This window comes from Pleomorphomonas carboxyditropha, assembly GCF_002770725.1.
Classification (GTDB): Bacteria; Pseudomonadota; Alphaproteobacteria; order Rhizobiales; family Pleomorphomonadaceae; genus Pleomorphomonas; species Pleomorphomonas carboxyditropha.
Window position 1 is genome coordinate 37,144 of sequence record NZ_NQVN01000009.1, and the last position, 18,920, is coordinate 56,063.

Below are 18,920 nucleotides of genomic sequence, written 5' to 3' on the forward strand. Positions count from 1 at the left end.
GCCATTACAAGTATCAAGGGGCGATTCGCCCGACAAGATTGGTTCCATTCTCGGAGACCGGAGAGATGCTGTTGAAGAAACTTGTGATCGTCGGCCTGGCGGCTTCCCTGTTGGCCGGGTGCGCCACCGGCAGCGACCACCAGAACGAGACGCTCGGCACGCTGGCCGGCGCCGTCGGTGGCGCCGCCATCGGTTCGGCCTTCGGCCAGGGCAGCGGCAAGGTGGCGGCGATTGCCGCCGGCGCGCTGGTGGGTGGTTTCCTTGGCAACCAGATCGGCGCAACGCTTGACGCCGATTCGCAGCGCTACAACTACACGGCCAGCGTCCAGGCGCTCGACAGCGGCTACCCGCAGCAGTGGCAGAACCCGCAGACCGGCGTCTACGGAACGGTCAATCCGGGCCCGGTTGCCTACGTCAACAACCGCACCTGCCGCCCGTACACCAACACCGTGTACATCGACGGCCAGCCGCAGGTGGCGCGCGGCACCGCCTGCCGCAATCCGGACGGTAGCTGGCAGGTGGTCGGCTGATCCAGGCCCTTGTTCCATAACGCTTTCGGAAGGCCGGCTCATTGAGCCGGCCTTTTGCTATTTCCCGTCAGGCGCTCCGTTCGTTACCAGTCGTCAACCATCTTGCGGCAGGATCGTTTGGTAAAGGAGCGGTTTACGGGATTCGACATGGACGAACGGGCGGCGGTGACCGACAAGGCCGAGACTTTCCTGCGGGGCCTGACGCCGCGGGCCCGCGGCATGCTGGTCCGCCGGCTGGAAAGCGACCGCGCGGTTCCCGGCGAGATCGACGCCCGCCGCCGCCTGATCCTCGAAGCGGCCCGCGCCATCGCGGCAAGCCGCGGCGCCGCGAAGCAGGCGACGGCCGGCGGGGTGCCGGACATGCGCCGGCTGGTCTTCGGCGCCTTCGAGCCCTACGTCATCGAGGAGAGGCTGACGTTTCCCGCGCGCGGCTTCGTCACCGCCGCGACGCTGTCCCATCTCTGGGCCTACGCCTGCACCGAGCTCCTGCCCGCCGAGTTCGCCGTCTGGAACGACCCCTCGGCCGCACCGCCGCCGACCGACGAGGCGGCCCGCCGCGCAGAGGCTGCACGGCTGGAGGCGCGCCTGTTCGAGGCGTTGGCCCGCCATGTCGAGGCGATCGCCGACGAACCGAAACGGCAGCAGCGCTTCATGTCGCGCATCGGCGGCGAGGTGGCCCGCCAGGAAGTGGACGACATGATCGCGGTGCGCGACCGTCTGGACGACCTGCCGACGTTGAGCGCGGCCATCGTGCACCTGCTCGATTCCGGTCCCGTCGACATGGGGCTTCTCGAGCAGATCGCCGCCTATCTCGCCAAATATCCGCACACCGCCGGTTGGGTGGCCGGCGGCGTGTTCCGGCGCCAATCGTCGGTGGCTTCCCTCATCGCCTTCGCCAAGCTGCTGGCCCACGGCGAGACGGCCCGCCATATCCGCGCCACGCCGGCCGCCGCCGCCTTCGTCGACCTCGGATTCGCCGCCGCCGACCGCGCGGCCTCGCGCTTTCTCACCATTCTGCGCAGCGGTCGGAACGCCGCCGACGCCGTGCGGCAGATCGGCGTCTTCCGATCGGTTCTCAACGAGCTCGCCGTCGGTCTCGACGTCGATGGCGACGGCTGGTGGCAGCAACGGATGGTCGTCATCAAGCGGCGCTTTTCGGAGATGTTGTTCGCCGAGTTCGACAAGCTGCTGCCGGCCATGCGCCGTGCCTTCCGCATGCAGGAGACGCCCTATCCCGGTCCGGCCGACGGCGCCGAGGCCGTCTTCCTGTGCGCCGTCTTCGCCGCGGCGGGCAAATCCCGCGACACCCTGGCCATCCATGGCCTGATCGGCCGCCTGACGCCGTTGGTCGACCAGGCGATGGAACTCTATGCGCTTGATCTGCCGACCAGGCTGCGCAGCCTCGACGGCGAGGCGCGGGCCGCGGCGCTGTCGGCGGTCGACCATCTCATCAAGGCCGCCGGCTTCCTCTACGGCGAGGATTACGCCTCCCACCTCCGCCGCAGCAGGGAGCAGCAGCTCAAGGCGGCGCGGCCGGCGGCGTGACCGCTTTTTGGAATCTTTCTCAAATTCGCCCAGAAGTCCATTGAGAAACCGCTGGCGTTGCCCTATTCGGCATAGGGCATCGACGTGTCGGCGCTAGAGCCTCGGACCGAAAAGTGGGAACCGGTTTTCGGACAATCCGATGCGATAACAAAAAACCGGATCGTCGCTCTGCGTCCGTCAGGACGCATGGCGATCCGGACCGGCATCTCCGGGAAGAGCGAAGGATGGTTTTCTGGGTTTTGCTGGCATTGATGACGGCGGCGGTCGTTCTCGTCGTCATTGCCCCGATGGCGCGGCCGGCGGGCGCCTTCCCGGCGCAGAGCGGCGAAGAGACGCGCGTCTACCGCGACCAGTTGGGCGAGCTCGACCGCGATCGCGAACGCGGCCTGATCGCCGGAGAGGAGGCGGATGCCGCCCGCGCCGAGATCGGCCGCCGCCTGCTGGCCGCCACACGGGCGCCGGCGGCGGCCGACGCGCCGAGGCTGGCCGCCAATCGCTTCTTGGCGCTGATGACGGTGGTCGCCATTCCGGCGATCGCGCTGCCGCTCTATCTCCTGATCGGCCAGCCCGACATGCCCGACGCGCCGCTGGCCGAGCGCCTGTCGGCGGCGCCGGCCTCCGGCAACGTCGCCGACATGGTCGGCCGCGTCGAAAAGCATCTCGCCGCCAATCCCGACGACCTCTCCGGCTGGCGCGTCATCGCGCCGATCTACGCCCGCATGGGCCGGCTCGACGACGCGGTGAACGCCTGGGGCAGGTTGGTGGCGGCCGGCGGGGCCGACGCGGAACTCCTCGAAAACTACGGCGCCGGCCTCGTCGACACCAACGACGGCATCGTCTCGCCCGAGGCGCAGTCCGTCCTGGCGCGCGCCATCGCCGCCGATCCCGAGCGGGCCCGCGCCCGCTTCTACTACGCCGAGGGGCTGCGACAGACCGGCGCCTTCGCCGAGGCGCTCGATCAGGTCGACGAACTGATCCGCCGCTCGCCATCCGACGCGCCCTGGCTGGAGACGGCGCGCGGCAAGCGCCGCGACATCCTCGCCGCGCTGAAGAAGCCCGCCGACACGCCGGAGCCGCCGACCCTGCCGGCTGCCGGCCTGACCATCGAGGGTATGGTGGACCAGCTCGCCGCCAGGCTCGCCGCCGAGCCCGACGACCGCGACGGCTGGATCCGCCTGATGCGCTCCAACCTCGTGCTCGGCCGCGCCGAGCAGGCGAAGACGGCGCTCGCCGACGCCCGCAAAGCCCTCGCCGGCAATGCCGAGGCGCTGGCGGCGATCGATGCCGCCGCGGCAAAGCTCGGCATCGACACCCAGGAAGGACAATGACGATGGCCATGACGCGCAAGGCGCGGCGCCTCATCCTGATCGGCACGGTCGGCGCGGTTCTCGCGGCCGCCGTCGGCCTCGTTCTCTTTGCTCTGTCGGGGGAGATCACGCTTTACAAGACGCCGACCGAACTCGCCGAGCAGCCGATGACCGAGGGCCGGCGCCTCAGGATCGGCGGTCTGGTCGAGGTCGGCAGCGTCGCCCGCGGCAACGGCGGGCAGGTCGAGTTCAAGGTCACCGACACGGTGAACGCCGTGCCGGTGACCTACACCGGTTTGCTGCCCGACCTCTTCAAGGAGGGGCAGGGCGTGGTCGCCGAGGGAAAGCTCGATCAGGCCGGCCTGTTCCATGCCGACACCGTGCTGGCCAAGCATGACGAGCGCTACATGCCGAAGGAAGTGGTCGACGCGCTGAAGGCGCAGGGCGTCTGGGAAGAAGGCCAGCCGGGCGGACCGATGCCGCCGGCGGCGAGCAACTAGGCGAGGGCGGCATGATCGTCGAATTCGGCCATTTTGCCCTGATCCTGGCGCTGGCGGTGGCCGTCGCGCAATCGGTCCTGCCGATCGTCGGCTTTTTCCGCCGCGATCCGGCGCTGATGGCGGTGGCGCCGAAGGCGTCGACGATGCAGTTGCTGCTCGTCGTCATCGCCTTTTCGGCGCTGACCTACGCCTATCTCGTCTCCGACTTCTCGCTTCTCAACGTCGTCGAGAATTCCCACTCGGAAAAGCCGCTGATCTTCAAGATCTCCGGCGTCTGGGGCAATCACGAAGGCTCCATGCTGCTCTGGGCGCTGATTCTGGCGATTTTCGGCGCGGCGGTGGCTCTGTTCGGCGGCAACCTGCCGCAGACCCTGAAAGCCAACGTCCTTGCCGTCCAGGGCTGGATCAGCACGGCTTTCCTCGCCTTCATCCTGACGACCTCCAATCCCTTCCTGCGCCTCGCCGAACCGCCGATCGAGGGCAGGGACCTCAACCCGGTCCTGCAGGATATCGGCCTCGCCATCCACCCGCCGCTGCTCTACCTCGGCTACGTCGGTTTCTCCATCGCCTTCGCCTTCGCCATCGCGGCGCTGATCGAGGGACGCATCGATGCCGCCTGGGCGCGCTGGGTGCGGCCCTGGGTGCTGGCCGCCTGGATCTTCCTCACCGCCGGCATCGCCATGGGGTCCTACTGGGCCTATTACGAGCTCGGCTGGGGCGGCTTCTGGTTCTGGGACCCGGTGGAGAACGCCTCGCTGATGCCGTGGCTGGTCGGCACGGCCCTGCTGCACTCCGCCGTCGTCATGGAAAAGCGCGAGGCGCTGAAGGTGTGGACGGTGCTTCTGGCCATCCTTGCTTTCTCGCTGTCGCTGCTCGGCACCTTCCTGGTGCGCTCCGGCGTGCTGACGTCGGTGCACGCCTTCGCCACCGATCCGACGCGCGGCGTGTTCATCCTGGCCATCCTCTGCCTGTTCATCGGCGGCGGTCTCGCCCTGTTCGCCGTCCGCGCCGGCACGCTCAGGCAGGGCGGCCTGTTCGCGCCGATCAGCCGCGAAGGGGCGCTGGTCCTCAACAACGTGTTCCTGACCGTGGCGGCCGGCGTCGTGCTGTTCGGCACGCTGATCCCGCTGATCGTGTCGGCCTTCGGCGGCGCCATCTCGGTCGGCGCGCCCTATTTCAACACCGTGTTCGGCCCGCTGTTCGGCGCGACGCTGCTGGTGGTGCCGCTCGGGCCGCTGCTGGCCTGGAAGCGCGGCGATCTGCTCGGCGCCCTCGAGCGCCTGTGGGCGGTGTTCGCGGTCGCGGCGCTGATCGCCCTCGCCGTGGCCTGGCTGAATGGCGTGACCCATCTGCTGGCCGCCGTCGGTTTCGGCGTCGCCGTCTGGGTGCTGGTCGGCGCTTTCGCCGAGCTCTGGACGCGCGCCCGCTTCCGCGAGGCGGGACTGGCGGTTGGCTTTCGGCGCCTTGCCGGTCTGCCGCGCTCGGCCTTCGGCACGGCGCTCGCCCATGCCGGCCTCGGCCTGACGCTGCTCGGCATCGTCTCGACCTCGGCTTTCCAGAGCGAGGCCATCCTGGAGATGAAGCCGGGCGACACCGCGACGGTCGGCGCCTATTCCGTCACCTTCGACGGCATCCGGAACGGCGCCGGCGCCAACTACTCCGAGCTGGTCGCCACCATGACGGCGCGAAAGGGCGGCACGGTACGCTTCGTCGTCGAGCCGTCGCGCCGCCTTTACACGGCGCGCCAGATGCCGACCACCGAGGCCGGCATTCGCACCCACGGCCTGTCGCAGTTCTACGTGACGCTCGGCGGCGAAGGCCGCGACAGCGGCTCGGTGGTGGTGCGCATGTGGGACAAGCCGCTGGTGACGCTGATCTGGCTCGGCGCCCTCGTCATGATGGCCGGCGGCGCTCTGTCGCTCGCCGATCGCCGCCTGCGCGTCGGCGCGCCGACCCCGGCCCGCCGGGCGGCGCCGGCCCTGACCGCCGATTGACCGAGGCAACCCGATGCGCCTTCTCCCCGCCCTTGCCCTTCTTCTCGCGCTGGCCGGCCCGGTCTTCGCCGTCGACCCGTCGGAACGGCTGGCCGATCCGGCGCTCGAGGAGCGCGCCCGGCAGATCTCCGAGGAGCTGCGCTGCCTCGTTTGCCAGAACCAGTCGATCGATGCCTCCGACGCCCAGCTCGCCAGGGACCTGAGGCTCATCGTCCGCGAGCGCATCGCCGCCGGCGACAGCGATGACGCGGTGCGCGATTTCCTGGTCGAGCGCTACGGCGAATTCGTGCTGCTGCGGCCGCGCGCCCATGGCGTCGGCCTGCTCCTGTGGGGCCTGCCGCTCGCCCTGCTGCTGGTGGCCGGGGCCGGGCTGTTCGTCGCCTTTCGGCGGCGGACGGCGCTTCCCGCCGCCGAACGGCTCTCCGCCGAGGAGGAGGCGGCCCTGAAAGCGCTGGCCCAGGACGGCGACGAGCGCCCAAACCATTGAAATAAGGCGACTTTTCGACAGGCTTTCTTACGAAAGTTTAATCCGCCCGCAATCTTCAGGTTAGGGACACGGTGGCTATATGTCATCATCGAAACCGGATCGACAGCCGGTTCCCCGAATTCATCCCCCTGGAGATCGTTCCATGCTCAGGACTTCCGACAAGCCGACCAGATCCCGTGTCAAGGCACTGCTGCTGGGATCGGTCTTCGCGCTGGCCCTCGGCGGCATCGTCGCCGGCGAGACGGCCTTCATCTTCGACAATACGGCGCAGGCCCAGAACCTGTCGCAGCCGCAGAGCCAGCCGGTCTTCTCCTTCGCCGACATGGTGCAGCGCGTCCAGCCGGCCGTCGTGTCGATCCGGGTCAAGACCGACGAGACGGTCGGCCGGGGCGACAGCGACAGCGACGGCCTGCCGCCCGGCCTGACGCCCGACAGCCCGTTCTACGACTTCTTCAAGCGCTTCGGCATGCCCGGCAACCGCAACGGCTCGCCGCAGCACCGCTACGGCCTGGCCCAGGGCTCCGGTTTCTTCATCTCGGCCGACGGCTACGTCGTCACCAACAACCATGTGGTCGAGAACGCCACCGACGTGAAGGTGGTGACCGATGACGGCACCGAACACGTCGCCAAGGTGATCGGTACCGATCCCAAGACCGATCTCGCCCTCGTCAAGGTGACCGACGGCGGCGACTTCCCGCATGTCTCCTTTGCGGTGAACGAATCGCGCGTCGGCGATTGGGTGGTGGCCGTGGGCAATCCCTTCGGCCTCGGCGGCACGGTGACGGCCGGCATCATCTCGGCGCGCGGCCGCGATATCGGCGCCGGTCCCTACGACGATTTCCTGCAGATCGACGCGCCGATCAACAAGGGCAACTCCGGCGGCCCGGCCTTCAACGCCGGCGGCGAGGTGATCGGCGTCAACACCGCCATCTACTCGCCGTCGGGCGGCTCGGTCGGCATCGGCTTCGCCATTCCGGCGCATACGGCGCAGCAGGTCGTCGCTTCGCTGATGGATAACGGCAAGGTGGTGCGCGGCTGGCTCGGCGTGCAGATCCAGCCGGTCACCGACGAGATCGCCAGCTCCATCGGTCTCGACAAGGCGCGCGGCGCCCTGGTGACCGAGCCGCAGGACGATTCGCCGGCCAGCAAGGCCGGCATCAAGGCGGGCGACACCATTCTCTCCGTCAACGGCCAGCAGGTCGAGGACGCCAAGGACCTCGCCCGCAAGATCGCCGCCTTCCCGCCGAAGACGGTGGTCGATGTGACGCTGTGGCGCGACGGCAAGGAGCAGACCGTCAAGGTCGACCTCGGCGAGCTGCCGAACGACCAGGTCGCCTCCTCGACGTCGAGCGACAGCGGCTCCGACCAGCATACTTCGCTCGGCGACTACGGACTGACGCTCGCGCCGGCCACCACCGTCGGCGCCGGCGACAGCGGGGCGGTCATTACCGATGTCGATCCGAATGGCAAGGCGTCCGACCGGGGCCTGCGCCAGGGCGACGTCATCCTGGAGGCCGGCGGTCAGACCATCGATGGTCCGCGCGACGTGTCCAAGGCGATTTCCACGGCGGAGAAAGCCGGCAAGAAGGCCATCCTGTTGCGCGTCAAGTCCGGAGATAGCGTGCGCTTCCTCGCGCTCCCGTTGGGAAAGTGAACCGCTGATCTCCACACCGTACCGGCGGGGCGGGCTCGGCGCCCCGCCGGTACGCTTTTTCCTTGCGCCGGCCCGTGCCGGCGCTAAACAACAATCGACACCACCTTTGCGGGGCTGGGCGACATGCGCATTCTGGTGATCGAAGACGACGGCGAAGCGGCGGCCTATCTCGTCAAGGCACTCGGCGAGGTGGGGCACGTCGCCGAACACGCCGCCGATGGCGAGGCCGGCGCCTTCATGGCCGAAGAGGGCGGTTTCGACGTGCTGATCGTCGACCGCATGCTGCCCAGGCGCGACGGCCTTTCCATCATCGAGGACATGCGGCACCGCGGCGACCAAACGCCGGTGCTGGTGCTCTCGGCGCTCGGTCAGGTCGACGACCGCGTGCGCGGCCTGAGGGCCGGCGGCGACGACTATCTCACCAAGCCCTACGCCTTCACCGAGCTGCTCGCCCGCGTCGAGGCCCTGGCCCGCCGCAACCGCCCGGCCGACGTCGAGACCACCTACCGCGTCGGCGACCTGGTGCTCGACCGCCTGTCGCATACCGTGACGCGCGCCGACACGGAAATTCCCCTGCAACCGCGCGAATTCCGTCTGCTGGAATACCTGATGCGCAATGCCGGGCAGGTGGTCACCCGCACCATGCTGCTGGAGAACGTCTGGGATTATCACTTCGATCCGCAGACCAATGTCATCGACGTCCACGTCTCCCGCCTGCGCGGCAAGATCGACAAGGGCTTCGACAAGCCGCTGCTGCATACGGTGCGCGGTGCCGGCTACATGATCCGCGAGGCCGGCCCGGACAGGGGCGGGGAGGCTGCATGGGTGCGCTCGGGCGGCTGATCCGGACGACGGCCTTCAAGCTGTCGCTGGTCTATCTCGTCGTCTTCTCCGGCCTGACGCTGTTCCTGACCGCCTATATCGCCAACAGCACCGGCGAACTGCTCGATTCCCAGATCAGCGACACCATCGACAGCGAGATCAACTCGCTGTCCGACCAGTACGAGCGCGGCGGTCTCAGGCAACTGGTCAGCGCCGTCGATCTGCGCAGCCGCCGTCCGGGCGCCAGCCTCTATCTCGTCGCCGATTCGTCCGGCCGCACCGTGGTCGGCAACGTCGCCGATCCGCCGCTGTCCATCCTCGGCCTGCCGGACGGCGACACCGCGCCCGTCACCTACCAGCGGCTCGACGGCGACACCGGCCGCCGCTACGACGCGGTGGTGCGGGTGTTCGCCTTGCCCGGCGGCTTCAAGCTGCTGGTCGGCCGCGACATCAGCGAGATCGGCCAGCTTCGCTCGCTGATCTTCGACGCCTCGCGCTACGCCATCATCGTCATGGTGCTGACCGGCTTCATCTCCTGGTTCTTCGTCGGCCGCTCCGTGCTGAAGCGCGTCGAGAACATGGCCGAGACGTCGCGCCGGCTGATGTCCGGCGATCTCACCCACCGGCTGGCCGTCAAGGGGTCGCACGACGAGTTCGACAATCTCGCCCTCAGCCTCAACGAGATGCTCGACCGCATCGAGGCGCTGATGACCGGCCTGCAGGAAGTGTCCGACAACATCGCCCACGACCTGAAGACGCCGCTCAACCGGCTGCGCGGGCGCCTCGAGGAAACGCTGCGGCGCGGCGGGGCGGTGGAGGATTACCGCGAGGCCATCGCCTCGGCCATGGAGGAGGCGGACAACCTCATCCATATCTTCGACGCCCTCCTCAAGATCGCCCGCATGGAGGCCGGCTCCTCGGGCGACAGCTTCGAGCCGCTCGACGCCGCCGGCATTCTCGACGAGATCGTCGAGCTCTACGAACCGGTGGTGGAGGACACCGGCGGCCGCCTCACGCTCGAAACGGAGCGGCCGCTGCCTCTAAAGGGTAACCGCACGCTGCTCAGCCAAGCCTTGTCCAACCTGATCGACAATGCCATCAAGTATGGCCGGCCCGAAGGAGGCGAGGGACTGTCGATCGCGCTGAGCGGCATCGTCGAGGGCGACGAGGTGTGCCTGACGGTGACCGACGACGGCCCGGGCATTCCCGAGGCCGACCGGCAGAAGGCGCTGTCGCGTTTCGGCCGGCTCGACGCGGCCCGCAGCCGGCAGGGATCGGGCCTCGGTCTGTCGCTGGTGGCGGCCGTGGCGCGCCTGCATGGCGGACGGGTGTCGCTCGGTGACGCCGAACCGGGCCTCAAGGCCAGCCTCCGCCTGCCGAAGGCCTAGAGGCATGATAAGCTCTTCGCTCAGAAGTATCGGAGTGGACGATGGGGGATGAGAACGGCATGACGCAGCCGGCCGAAGGAGCGCTCAAGGATCGCATCGCCATCGTCCCCCCCGAAGGCCCCGATATCGCCATTGCCCGTTCGCTGCTCGACGACTGCCTTGCCGGACCGGGCGGCGAGGCGTTGGCGGCGCTGTTTGACGGCGCGCCGGCGGCCCGCGACCTGGTGCTCGCCGCCGCCTCCAACAGCGCCCATCTGCGCGAGGCGGCGCTGCGCGACGGCGAACGGCTCTGGCGCGTCCTTGCCAACGATCCGGCGGCGCTGGTCGACGGCCTGATTGCCAGCCTGTCCGAACCGGCTGCCGACGAGCCGGCGCTGCGCCGGCATCTCCGCCGCGTCAAGGCCGAGGCGGCGCTCGCCATCGCCCTGGCCGATATCGCCGGCCTCTGGGAGGTGATGGAGGTGACGGGCGCGCTGACCCGGCTCGCCGACGCCAGCCTGTCCGCCGCCATCCGGTTCCTGCTCGTCGAGGCGGATGCCGCCGGCAAGCTGAGCCTGCCGGACCGCGCCGAGCCGGAGCGCGGCTCGGGCTGGGTGGTGCTCGCCATGGGAAAGCAGGGCGCCTTCGAGCTCAACTATTCCTCGGACATCGACCTGATCGTCTTCTTCGATCCGGCCGTGGTGCCGTCGGCCGACAAGGACGACCTGACGACGCTGTTCGTCCGCCTGACCCGCCGCCTCGTCGCCATCCTGCAGGAGCGGACCGCCGACGGTTATGTTTTCCGCACCGACCTGCGCCTGAGGCCCGACGCCGGCGCGACGCCGGTCGCCATGTCGACCACGGCGGCGCTGATCTACTACGAGAGCGCCGGCCAGAACTGGGAGCGGGCGGCGATGATCAAGGCGCGGCCGGCGGCCGGCGACATCGCCGCCGGCGAGCGCTTCCTCGCCGAACTCAAGCCTTACGTCTGGCGCAAGTACCTCGACTACGCCGCCATTCGCGACATCCATTCCATCAAGCGGCAGATCCACGCCCACAAGGGCCATGGCGAGATCGCCGTCGCCGGCCACAACGTCAAGCTGGGGCGCGGCGGCATCCGCGAGATCGAGTTCTTCGTGCAGACCCAGCAGCTCATCGCCGGCGGCCGCAATCTCGACCTGCGCGGCCGGCAGACGCTGGCGATGCTCGACGCGCTGGTGGCGCAGGGCTGGCTCGACGAGCCGGTGCGCGATCTCCTGGCCGAGGCCTACCGCTTCCTGCGCCGCGTCGAGCACCGCGTCCAGATGCTCAACGACGAGCAGACCCACACGCTGCCCGACGACGCCGAGGGGCTTGCCCGCGTCGCCCATCTGATGGGCTACCGGGACCCCGAGGCATTCGGCGCCGCGCTGAAGCAACGGCTGATCGCCGTCAGCGACCAGTATTCCGAGCTGTTCGAGGAAGAGGCCGACCTCTCCTCGCAGCACGGCAACATGGTGTTCACCGGCAACGACATTGACCCCGGCACGCTCGACACCTTCACCCGGCTCGGCTTCGCCCGGCCGGAAGCAGCTATCCGCATCGTCGCCTCCTGGCACTTCGGCCGCTATCCGGCCATGCGGTCGTCGCGCGCCCGCGAGCTGCTCACCGAGATCACGCCGCGGCTCATCGTCGCCTTCTCGGAAACCGAGGCGCCGGACGCCGCGCTGATCGCCTTCGACCAGTTCCTGGCCCGCCTGCCGGCCGGCGTGCAGCTCTTCTCGCTGCTCTCCTCCAACCAGTCGCTGGTGACGCTGCTGGCCATGGTGATGGGCAACTCGCCCTATCTCGCCGACACCGTCGCCCGGCGGCCGCACGTGGTGGACGCGCTGCTCGAACCGCAGTTCTTCGGCGCGCTGCCCGGCCGGGCCGAGCTGACGCGCCGGCTCGACGTTTTCTTCGGCGAGGCGCGCGGCTACGAGGACGTGCTCGACCGCGCCCGCATCTTCGCCCAGGAGCAGAAATTCCTGATCGGCGTCCGCGTCATCACCGGCACCGCCGCCGCCCGCCAGCTCGGGCAGAGCTTTTCCCGCCTCGCCGATCTGCTGCTCGAACGCGTGCTGACCGCCACGGCGGCCGAGCTCGAGCTCCAGCACGGCCGCGTGCCGGGCGGACGGGTGGCGCTGATCGCCATGGGCAAGCTCGGCAGCGAGGAACTGACCGCCGCCTCCGACCTCGATCTCATCCTGCTCTACGACCACGACCGCGACGCGATGCAAAGCGACGGCCGGCGGCCGATCTCGCCCAACCAGTATTACGCCCGGCTGACGCAGCGCCTGGTGACGGCGATCACCGCGCCGACCGCCGAGGGCACGCTCTACGACGTCGATTTCCGCCTGCGCCCGTCGGGCAATGCCGGGCCGCTCGCCACCCGCATCGACGCCTTCGAGCGCTACCAGCGCGAGGAGGCCTGGACCTGGGAGCACATGGCGCTGACCCGCGCCCGCGTCGTCGCCTCGACCGGCGGCCTCGGACAGGAGGCGGAGCGGGTGATCGCCGAGACGCTGTGCCGGCAGCGCGATCCCGGGAAGGTGCTGGCCGACGCCGCCGACATGCGCGCCCGGCTGGAGCAGGAGAAGGGCTCGACCGATCCCTGGAATCTCAAGCGGGTGCCGGGCGGCCTCGTCGATCTGGAGTTCGTCGCCCAGACGCTGCGCCTCGTCAACGACTGGCGGCAACCGGCCATTCGCCTGCGCAACACGGAAGCGATCCTGCTCACCGCCGCCACCCACGACCTTCTGTCGCCCAGCCATCGCGACGTGCTGCTGCCGGCCATCCGCCTGTTCGGCGACCTGACGCAGGCCCAGCGGCTGACGCTGCCGGTCAAGGCGTCGGTGGCGGAAGCGCCGCGCGGCGTCCACGACGTGCTCTGCCGCGTGGCGTCGGCGCCTTCGCTCGCCCAGCTCGAAGCGGAACTGCGCGAGCGGCAGGCGGCGGTGCGCGACGCCTTCGTCGAGATCGTCGGGCCGGTGGTGCGGCGCGCCGAGTAAAGAATAAATCGGATCATTTCCGTGTTTCATGGAAACGCGGAAATGATCTACTTATTGATTTGACGCATTTTCTTCACGCGAACCGGTATCCACTTCGCTCGAAAATGCTCTAATGGACGGTTCGCCGCGGCTCGGTGAAGGCTTCAGGCCCGGCGACCACCCGAGGGTAGGTGGTGGCGGCCGCCGACCCCGCCTGCGACGTCGCCACGGCAGCGGTGCCGTCGCTCGCCGTCGGCGCGGCGATGCGCGGCATCGAGATGGTGACCGTCGTTCCCGATCCTTCCACCGATTCGATCATCATCTGGCCGCCGTGCAGCGCCACCAGCGACTGGGCGATGGCAAGCCCCAGGCCGGAGCCGGGATGCTTGCGCGTCAGCTGGTTCTCCACCTGCACGAAGGGCTTGGCGATCTGGTCGAGCGAACCGGCGGGAATGCCGATGCCGGTGTCGCTCACCGAGAACAGGATGTTGTCGCCCACCTGCCGCGTCCGCACCGTCACCGTGCCGGCGGCCGGCGTGAACTTCAGGGCGTTGGACAGCAGGTTGAGCGCCACCTGCTTGACGGCGCGGCGGTCGGCCACCATCGGCTCGGCCGCCTCGAAATCGGTGGCGAGGATGATCTGCCGCGTCTCGGCCTGCGACGACATGATGCGCACGCACTCGCCGAGCACCTCGTCGACCACCACCGACTCGAGCGCCAGGTTGACCCGGCCGGCCTCGATCTTCGACATGTCCAGGATGTCGGAGATGACGTTGAGCAGGTAGATGCCGCTGTCGTGGATGTCGCGGCAGTAGCCGGTGTACTTGTCCGAGCCGAGGTCGCCGAACATGCCGGACATCATGATGTCCGAGAAGCCGATGATGGCGTTGAGCGGCGTCCTGAGTTCGTGGCTCATCGAGGCGAGGAATTCCGACTTCGCCCGGTTGGCCGCCTCGGCGCGCGCCTTTTCCTCGGCGTATTTCTCGGCAAGCTCGACCAGTTGGGTGGTCTGAAGCTGCATCTTGTGGCGGTGCTGGCGCAGGTCGGCGACGGTCGCCATCAACTGCCGCTCGCTTTCCAAGAGGTTCTCCTCGTGGCGCTTCAACTGCGTGATGTCGGTGCCGACCGACACGAAGCCGCCGTCCTTGGTGCGCCGCTCGTTGATCTGCAGCCAGCGGCCGTCGTCGAGCCGCGCCTCGTAGGAGCGCTCGCCGCCCGACAGCGAATAGCGCAGCCCCTCGCTCGACACCTTCGGCTGGCGGGCCGCCGCCATCACCTCGGCGTAGGGCGTGCCGGGCCGGGCCACGCTGTCCGGCACCTGATGCAGGCTCTGGTATTTCGAGTTGCACATCACCAGCCGGTTTTCCGAATCCCAGATGACGAAGGCCTCGGAAATGGTGTCGATGCCGTCGCGCAAGCGGACGGCCGCCGTGGCGTTCTCCTCGGCGAGCGTCTTCTGCTCGGTGACGTCGACGGTGATGCCGATCAGGTGCGGCGAGCCGTCGCGATCGCGAACCACCTCGGCGCGCATCCTGAGCCACACCCATTCGCCGCCGGCGTGGCGGATGCGGAACTCCAGGTCGACGGACGGCTGGCCGGTTTCCAGCACGTCCTTGGCCAGCTCGTAGAGGTCGACGTCGTCGGGGTGGATCATCGCCTGCAGGTCGTTGAAGCCCATCAGGTCGGAATTGGGCTGCATGCCGAGAATGACATACATCGACGGCGACCAGAAAAGGCGGCCGCGGGCGAGATCCCAGTCCCACAGGCCGCAGCGGCCGCGCCGCAGCGCCGTGTCGACCCGGGCCTGGGTGGCGTTGTAGATGCGGTCGGCTTCGCGCGCCCTGCTCATCTGGGCGAAGAAGGCGTAGACCACGGCGATCAGGATCAGCGACGTGCCGACGAACAACACCGCCGTCATGGTGACGTCGTGCCGCCAGCCGACATAGACCTGCGCCAGCGGCTGGTAGACGGCGACCGTGCCGCGTTCGCCGACGAGGTTGCGAACCGTGGCGAGCGCCTCGGTGCCGTCGGACAGCGTCACGTCCAGCACGCCGGCCCGCTTGCCGAACACCAGCATCGGCTGGTCGGCGCCGAACAGGTCGGCGATGGTGCCGTTGCCGACGAAAGCGCCTTCCGGCGCCGTCGCCCGGACGGTGCCGGAGGCGTCTGCGAACAGGATCACCCGGCCGTCGCTGGTCGCCGACGGCGGCAGGCTGTCGCGCAGGGCGGCGCGCATGATGCCGGAATAGCCGCCTTCGGCCTTGTCGAGCGACGGGTGGGTCGACAGATCGGCGTCGAGCGCTTCAGCGAGCAGTGCCACCATGTCGGAGGCGGAGCGGTAGGTGTCCGTGCGCTGCTGCAGGAGGTTGGAGACGTGGAAGATGCCGCCCACCAGCAGGAAGGCCGAAATCAGCACCGGGATCGACCGGCGGAACAGCGGCTCGGCCTGGAGGAGACGAAGGTAGGAAGGGCGAACCAGCAAGCCGGCATGCCCCTTCAAGATGCTCTCGGTGTCGGCGTCGCCAAAAAAGCGCGTTCGCCACGTTGCCGACCCTCTGCCGAGGTCGTTGCCCGCCATGTCGTTGCCCCGCCGCCGCATGTTGTTGGGGAACGCGAAACACCCCCGAATCAAGGGCAGTTTGAATCATCGGGAATCGCTCTGTCCATAGGTTAACGAGCGTTGAATCTGCTTTTTGAATCGCTGCCGTCGAATGGCGGGGCGTGTGACATTCCTGCCGAATCCGCGGGCGGGATTCGGGGAGCGGACATAGACTTTCGTTGCATTGTCATCCCCTCCCGGCGCTTCCTCGACAGGAGAGGGCAGGGAGGGGAGATACCGGCAAGCCGGCCGATCAGGCCAGCGTGCGCTCCAGGATGTCGGCGACGTCGCGCGAAAGCTGCGGCTTGATCTGGATCGAGCGGAGCGCCGTCTCCGCCTGGGCCCGCCGCTTCGGCTCGTAGGAGCGCCAGGAGCGGAAGGTGACGAGCAGCCGGGCGGCGAGCTGCGGATTGGCGGCATCCAGGCGCGAGATGACGTCGGCGACGAAGCCGAAGCCCTTGCCGTCGGCCCGGCCGAACTGGGTGGGGTTCGACGTGGCGAAAGCGCCGATCAGCGCCCGCACGCGGTTGGGATTGCCGAAGGAGAAGGCCGGATGCCGCGTCAGCGCCATCACCTTGTCGAGCGCGCCGGGGAGCGGCGCCGACGCCTGCGCCGACAGCCACTTGTCGACCACCAGCGGCACGTTGCCGAACCGCTCGAAGAAGGCGGCGAGCGCCGCCTCGGCGTCCGCGTCGCCGCGATGGACCAGGATGGTCAGCGCCGCCATGCGGTCGGTCATGTTGGTCGCCGTCTCGAAGCGCCGGCGCACCAGCGCCATCGCCTCGGCCGAGCCGGTGATCGACAGGAGATCGAGCGCGGTATTGGCGAGCGACCGCCGGCCGGAGCCGGCGGCATCCGGCACGTAGGGCGCGCCGGCGGCGGCGTCGTCGGCCGCGACGATCGCCGTGAGGCGCGCCGCGAGCCGGCCGGCGACGGTGCGCCGGTAGGCCTGATGGGCGGCGGCCACCGCGTCGGGATCGACGTTTTCGGCCACCTCGCGGGCGACGTCGTTCTCGCTGGGCACGGCGATCAGCAATGCCTTGAAGGCGGCATCGAGGCCCGGGTCGTCGAGCAGCGCGCCGAGCGCGTCGATCGGCGCCGTTTCGAAGCTAGGCGCCTGGCCGGCGCGCACCTGCTGCGTCGCCTTGACCAGCGCCGTCATGGCCAGCGTGGTGCCGGCCTGCCAGCGGTTGAAGCTGTCGGCGTCGTTGGCGAGCAGGAAGATGAGGTCGGCCGACGACAGCGACTGCCGCACCTTGACCGGCGCCGAGAAGCCGCGGAACAGCGACGGCACCGGCCGCGACGGCAGCCCCTCGAAGGTCACGGTGTGCGACGGCTGGGTGAGGATCAGCGTGTCGCCGTTCACCTCGGCGCCGGCGATCGACGACGGCTGCATGTCCCCGCCGTCGGGACCGACCAGGCCGAAGCGCACCGGGATGACGCGCGGCTTCTTGGTCTGCTGGCCCGGCGTTGCCGGCGTCTCCTGCGTGAGCGTCAGCCTGTAGCGCCGCGCCGCCTCGTCCCAGTTTTCCTCGACGGTGACGGTCGGCGTGCCGGCCTCGCGGTACCAGACCATGAAGGGTTCGAGATCGCGGCCCGACGCGTCGGCGAATGAGGCGATGAATTGCTCGACGGTGGCGGCCTCGCCGTCATGCCGGTCGAAATAGAGGTCCATGCCGCGCGCAAAGGCGTCGTCGCCGATCAGCGTCTTCAGCATGCGGATGACCTCGGCGCCCTTCTCGTAGACGGTCGCCGTGTAGAAGTTGTTGATCTCCTTGTACTGCTCCGGCCGCACCGGATGGGCGAGCGGGCCGCCGTCCTCGGGGAACTGCTGGCTCCTGAGCAGGCGGGCGTCGGAAATGCGCTTCACCGCCCGCGACCGCATGTCGGAGGAGAACTCCTGGTCGCGGAAGACGGTCAGGCCTTCTTTCAGGCAGAGCTGGAACCAGTCGCGGCAGGTGATGCGGTCGCCGGTCCAGTTGTGGAAATACTCGTGGGCGATCACCGCCTCGATGCCGGCATAGTCGGTATCGGTGGCGATCTCCGGATCGGCCAGCACGTATTTGTCGTTGAAGATGTTGAGGCCCTTGTTCTCCATGGCTCCCATGTTGAAGTCGGACACCGCCACCACGTTGAACACGTCGAGGTCGTATTCGCGGCCGAACACCTCCTCGTCCCACTTCATCGAGCGCTTCAGCGAGTCCATGGCATAGGCCGCCTTCGGCGCGTTGCCCTTCTCGACGTAGACGGCGAGCTTCACCTTGCGGCCGCTCATCGTCGTGAAGTCGTCCTCGAAGGCGTCGAGATCGCCGGCCACCAGCGCGAACAGGTAGCTCGGCTTCGGCCAGGGGTCGTGCCAGACGGCGAAGTGGCGGCCGTCCTCGAGGTTGCCCGACGACACCGGATTGCCGTTGGACAACAGGATCGGCGCCTCGGTCTTCGGCGCGGTGATCTTCACGGTGAACACCGAGAGCACGTCCGGCCGGTCGTAATAATAGGTGATGCGGCGGAAGCCCTCCGCCTCGCACTGGGTGCACCAGGTGCCGGACGAGCGATAGAGGCCCATCAGCTTGGTGTTGGCGGCCGGATCGAGGCGCGTCGTCATGTCGAGGCGGAAGCTGCCGGCCGGCGGCGCCTTGACGGTCAGGCGGTCGGCGCTCGCCTCGTAGTCGTCGGCGGACAGCTCGCGGCCGTCGATCGCGATACGGACGAGCGTCAGCTCGCCGCCGTCGAGGACGAGCGGCTCCCCGGCGGTGCCGGCCCGCGGCGAAAGGACGAGCGACGCCGCCACCAGCGTCCTCTCCGCCGTCAGGTCGAATTCCAGGTCGACCTTGTCGATGGCGTAGGGCGTTGGCCGGTAGTCGGCGAGGCGGATGACGGGGGAGGTTTCCTGGGACACGGGGCGCAACCTATTGTCAAAGCATGCGGCGCGAAGCGCCAAAATCGGGTGGTCCGGCGGCGGCCGGCGATGCAAGGGTTGTAAGATCGATCGGGGGAAATGCAAACTCCTCTTTGCGAGAGTGTCGCGATATAGGACAATTCTTGAAGCTGCGGAGCGGCATTTCGAGGCAAGGATTGCCTCGAAATGCGTCTATCGAAGCGGAAAG

12 protein-coding genes are annotated in these 18,920 nt (G+C 68.7%); 10 read left to right on the top strand and 2 right to left on the bottom strand.

Annotated features, from left to right (window positions below; all coding sequences use genetic code 11):
• The first annotated feature begins 71 nt into the window (after positions 1–71).
• The 10 genes from CJ014_RS14290 (at position 72) to CJ014_RS14335 (ending at position 13,235) form a co-directional block, all read left to right on the top strand.
• Complete coding sequence (locus CJ014_RS14290; RefSeq protein WP_245427355.1) at positions 72–530, top strand: RT0821/Lpp0805 family surface protein; 459 nt, start codon at positions 72–74, stop codon at positions 528–530.
• A gap of 147 nt (positions 531–677) precedes the next feature.
• Positions 678–2,075 carry a hypothetical protein gene (locus CJ014_RS14295; protein ID WP_100081166.1) on the top strand — a complete coding sequence of 466 codons (1,398 nt, stop codon included), beginning with the start codon at positions 678–680 and terminating at the stop codon, positions 2,073–2,075.
• Between the two features lie 224 nt (positions 2,076–2,299).
• Complete coding sequence (gene ccmI, locus CJ014_RS14300; RefSeq protein ID WP_100081167.1) at positions 2,300–3,403, top strand: c-type cytochrome biogenesis protein CcmI; 1,104 nt, start codon at positions 2,300–2,302, stop codon at positions 3,401–3,403.
• 8 nt (positions 3,404–3,411) lie between these two features.
• Complete coding sequence (ccmE, locus tag CJ014_RS14305) at positions 3,412–3,882, top strand: cytochrome c maturation protein CcmE (protein WP_100081314.1); 471 nt, start codon at positions 3,412–3,414, stop codon at positions 3,880–3,882.
• Between the two features lie 11 nt (positions 3,883–3,893).
• The gene (locus CJ014_RS14310; protein WP_100081168.1) at positions 3,894–5,876 is read left to right on the top strand and encodes a heme lyase CcmF/NrfE family subunit; all 1,983 of its coding nucleotides are present in this window, start codon (positions 3,894–3,896) and stop codon (positions 5,874–5,876) included.
• Positions 5,877–5,889: 13 nt separating this feature from the next.
• A complete protein-coding gene (locus tag CJ014_RS14315) occupies positions 5,890–6,363 on the top strand; it encodes a cytochrome c-type biogenesis protein (RefSeq protein ID WP_100081169.1) in 474 nt (157 codons plus the stop codon).
• Positions 6,364–6,505: 142 nt separating this feature from the next.
• Positions 6,506–8,017 (top strand): Do family serine endopeptidase, encoded by a 1,512-nt coding sequence (locus CJ014_RS14320; RefSeq protein ID WP_100081170.1) that lies wholly within the window; start codon positions 6,506–6,508, stop codon positions 8,015–8,017.
• A gap of 123 nt (positions 8,018–8,140) precedes the next feature.
• Complete coding sequence (locus CJ014_RS14325; RefSeq protein ID WP_100081171.1) at positions 8,141–8,860, top strand: response regulator transcription factor; 720 nt, start codon at positions 8,141–8,143, stop codon at positions 8,858–8,860.
• Positions 8,839–10,227 carry a sensor histidine kinase gene (locus CJ014_RS14330; protein ID WP_100081172.1) on the top strand — a complete coding sequence of 463 codons (1,389 nt, stop codon included), beginning with the start codon at positions 8,839–8,841 and terminating at the stop codon, positions 10,225–10,227. Before CJ014_RS14325 ends, CJ014_RS14330 begins: the two co-directional genes overlap by 22 nt.
• 41 nt (positions 10,228–10,268) lie before the next feature.
• On the top strand, positions 10,269–13,235 hold the full coding sequence (locus CJ014_RS14335; RefSeq protein WP_245427356.1) for a bifunctional [glutamine synthetase] adenylyltransferase/[glutamine synthetase]-adenylyl-L-tyrosine phosphorylase: 2,967 nt from the start codon (positions 10,269–10,271) through the stop codon (positions 13,233–13,235).
• Between the two features lie 109 nt (positions 13,236–13,344).
• Here the strand turns inward: CJ014_RS14335 and CJ014_RS14340 are convergent, their stop codons facing one another.
• Both CJ014_RS14340 and pepN read right to left on the bottom strand, forming a co-directional pair.
• Entirely contained in the window at positions 13,345–15,792 is a 2,448-nt protein-coding gene (locus CJ014_RS14340) for a sensor histidine kinase (protein ID WP_100081174.1), read from the bottom strand.
• A gap of 274 nt (positions 15,793–16,066) precedes the next feature.
• The gene (gene pepN / locus CJ014_RS14345) at positions 16,067–18,712 is read right to left on the bottom strand and encodes an aminopeptidase N (protein WP_100081315.1); all 2,646 of its coding nucleotides are present in this window, start codon (positions 18,710–18,712) and stop codon (positions 16,067–16,069) included.
• Positions 18,713–18,920 lie beyond the last annotated feature (208 nt).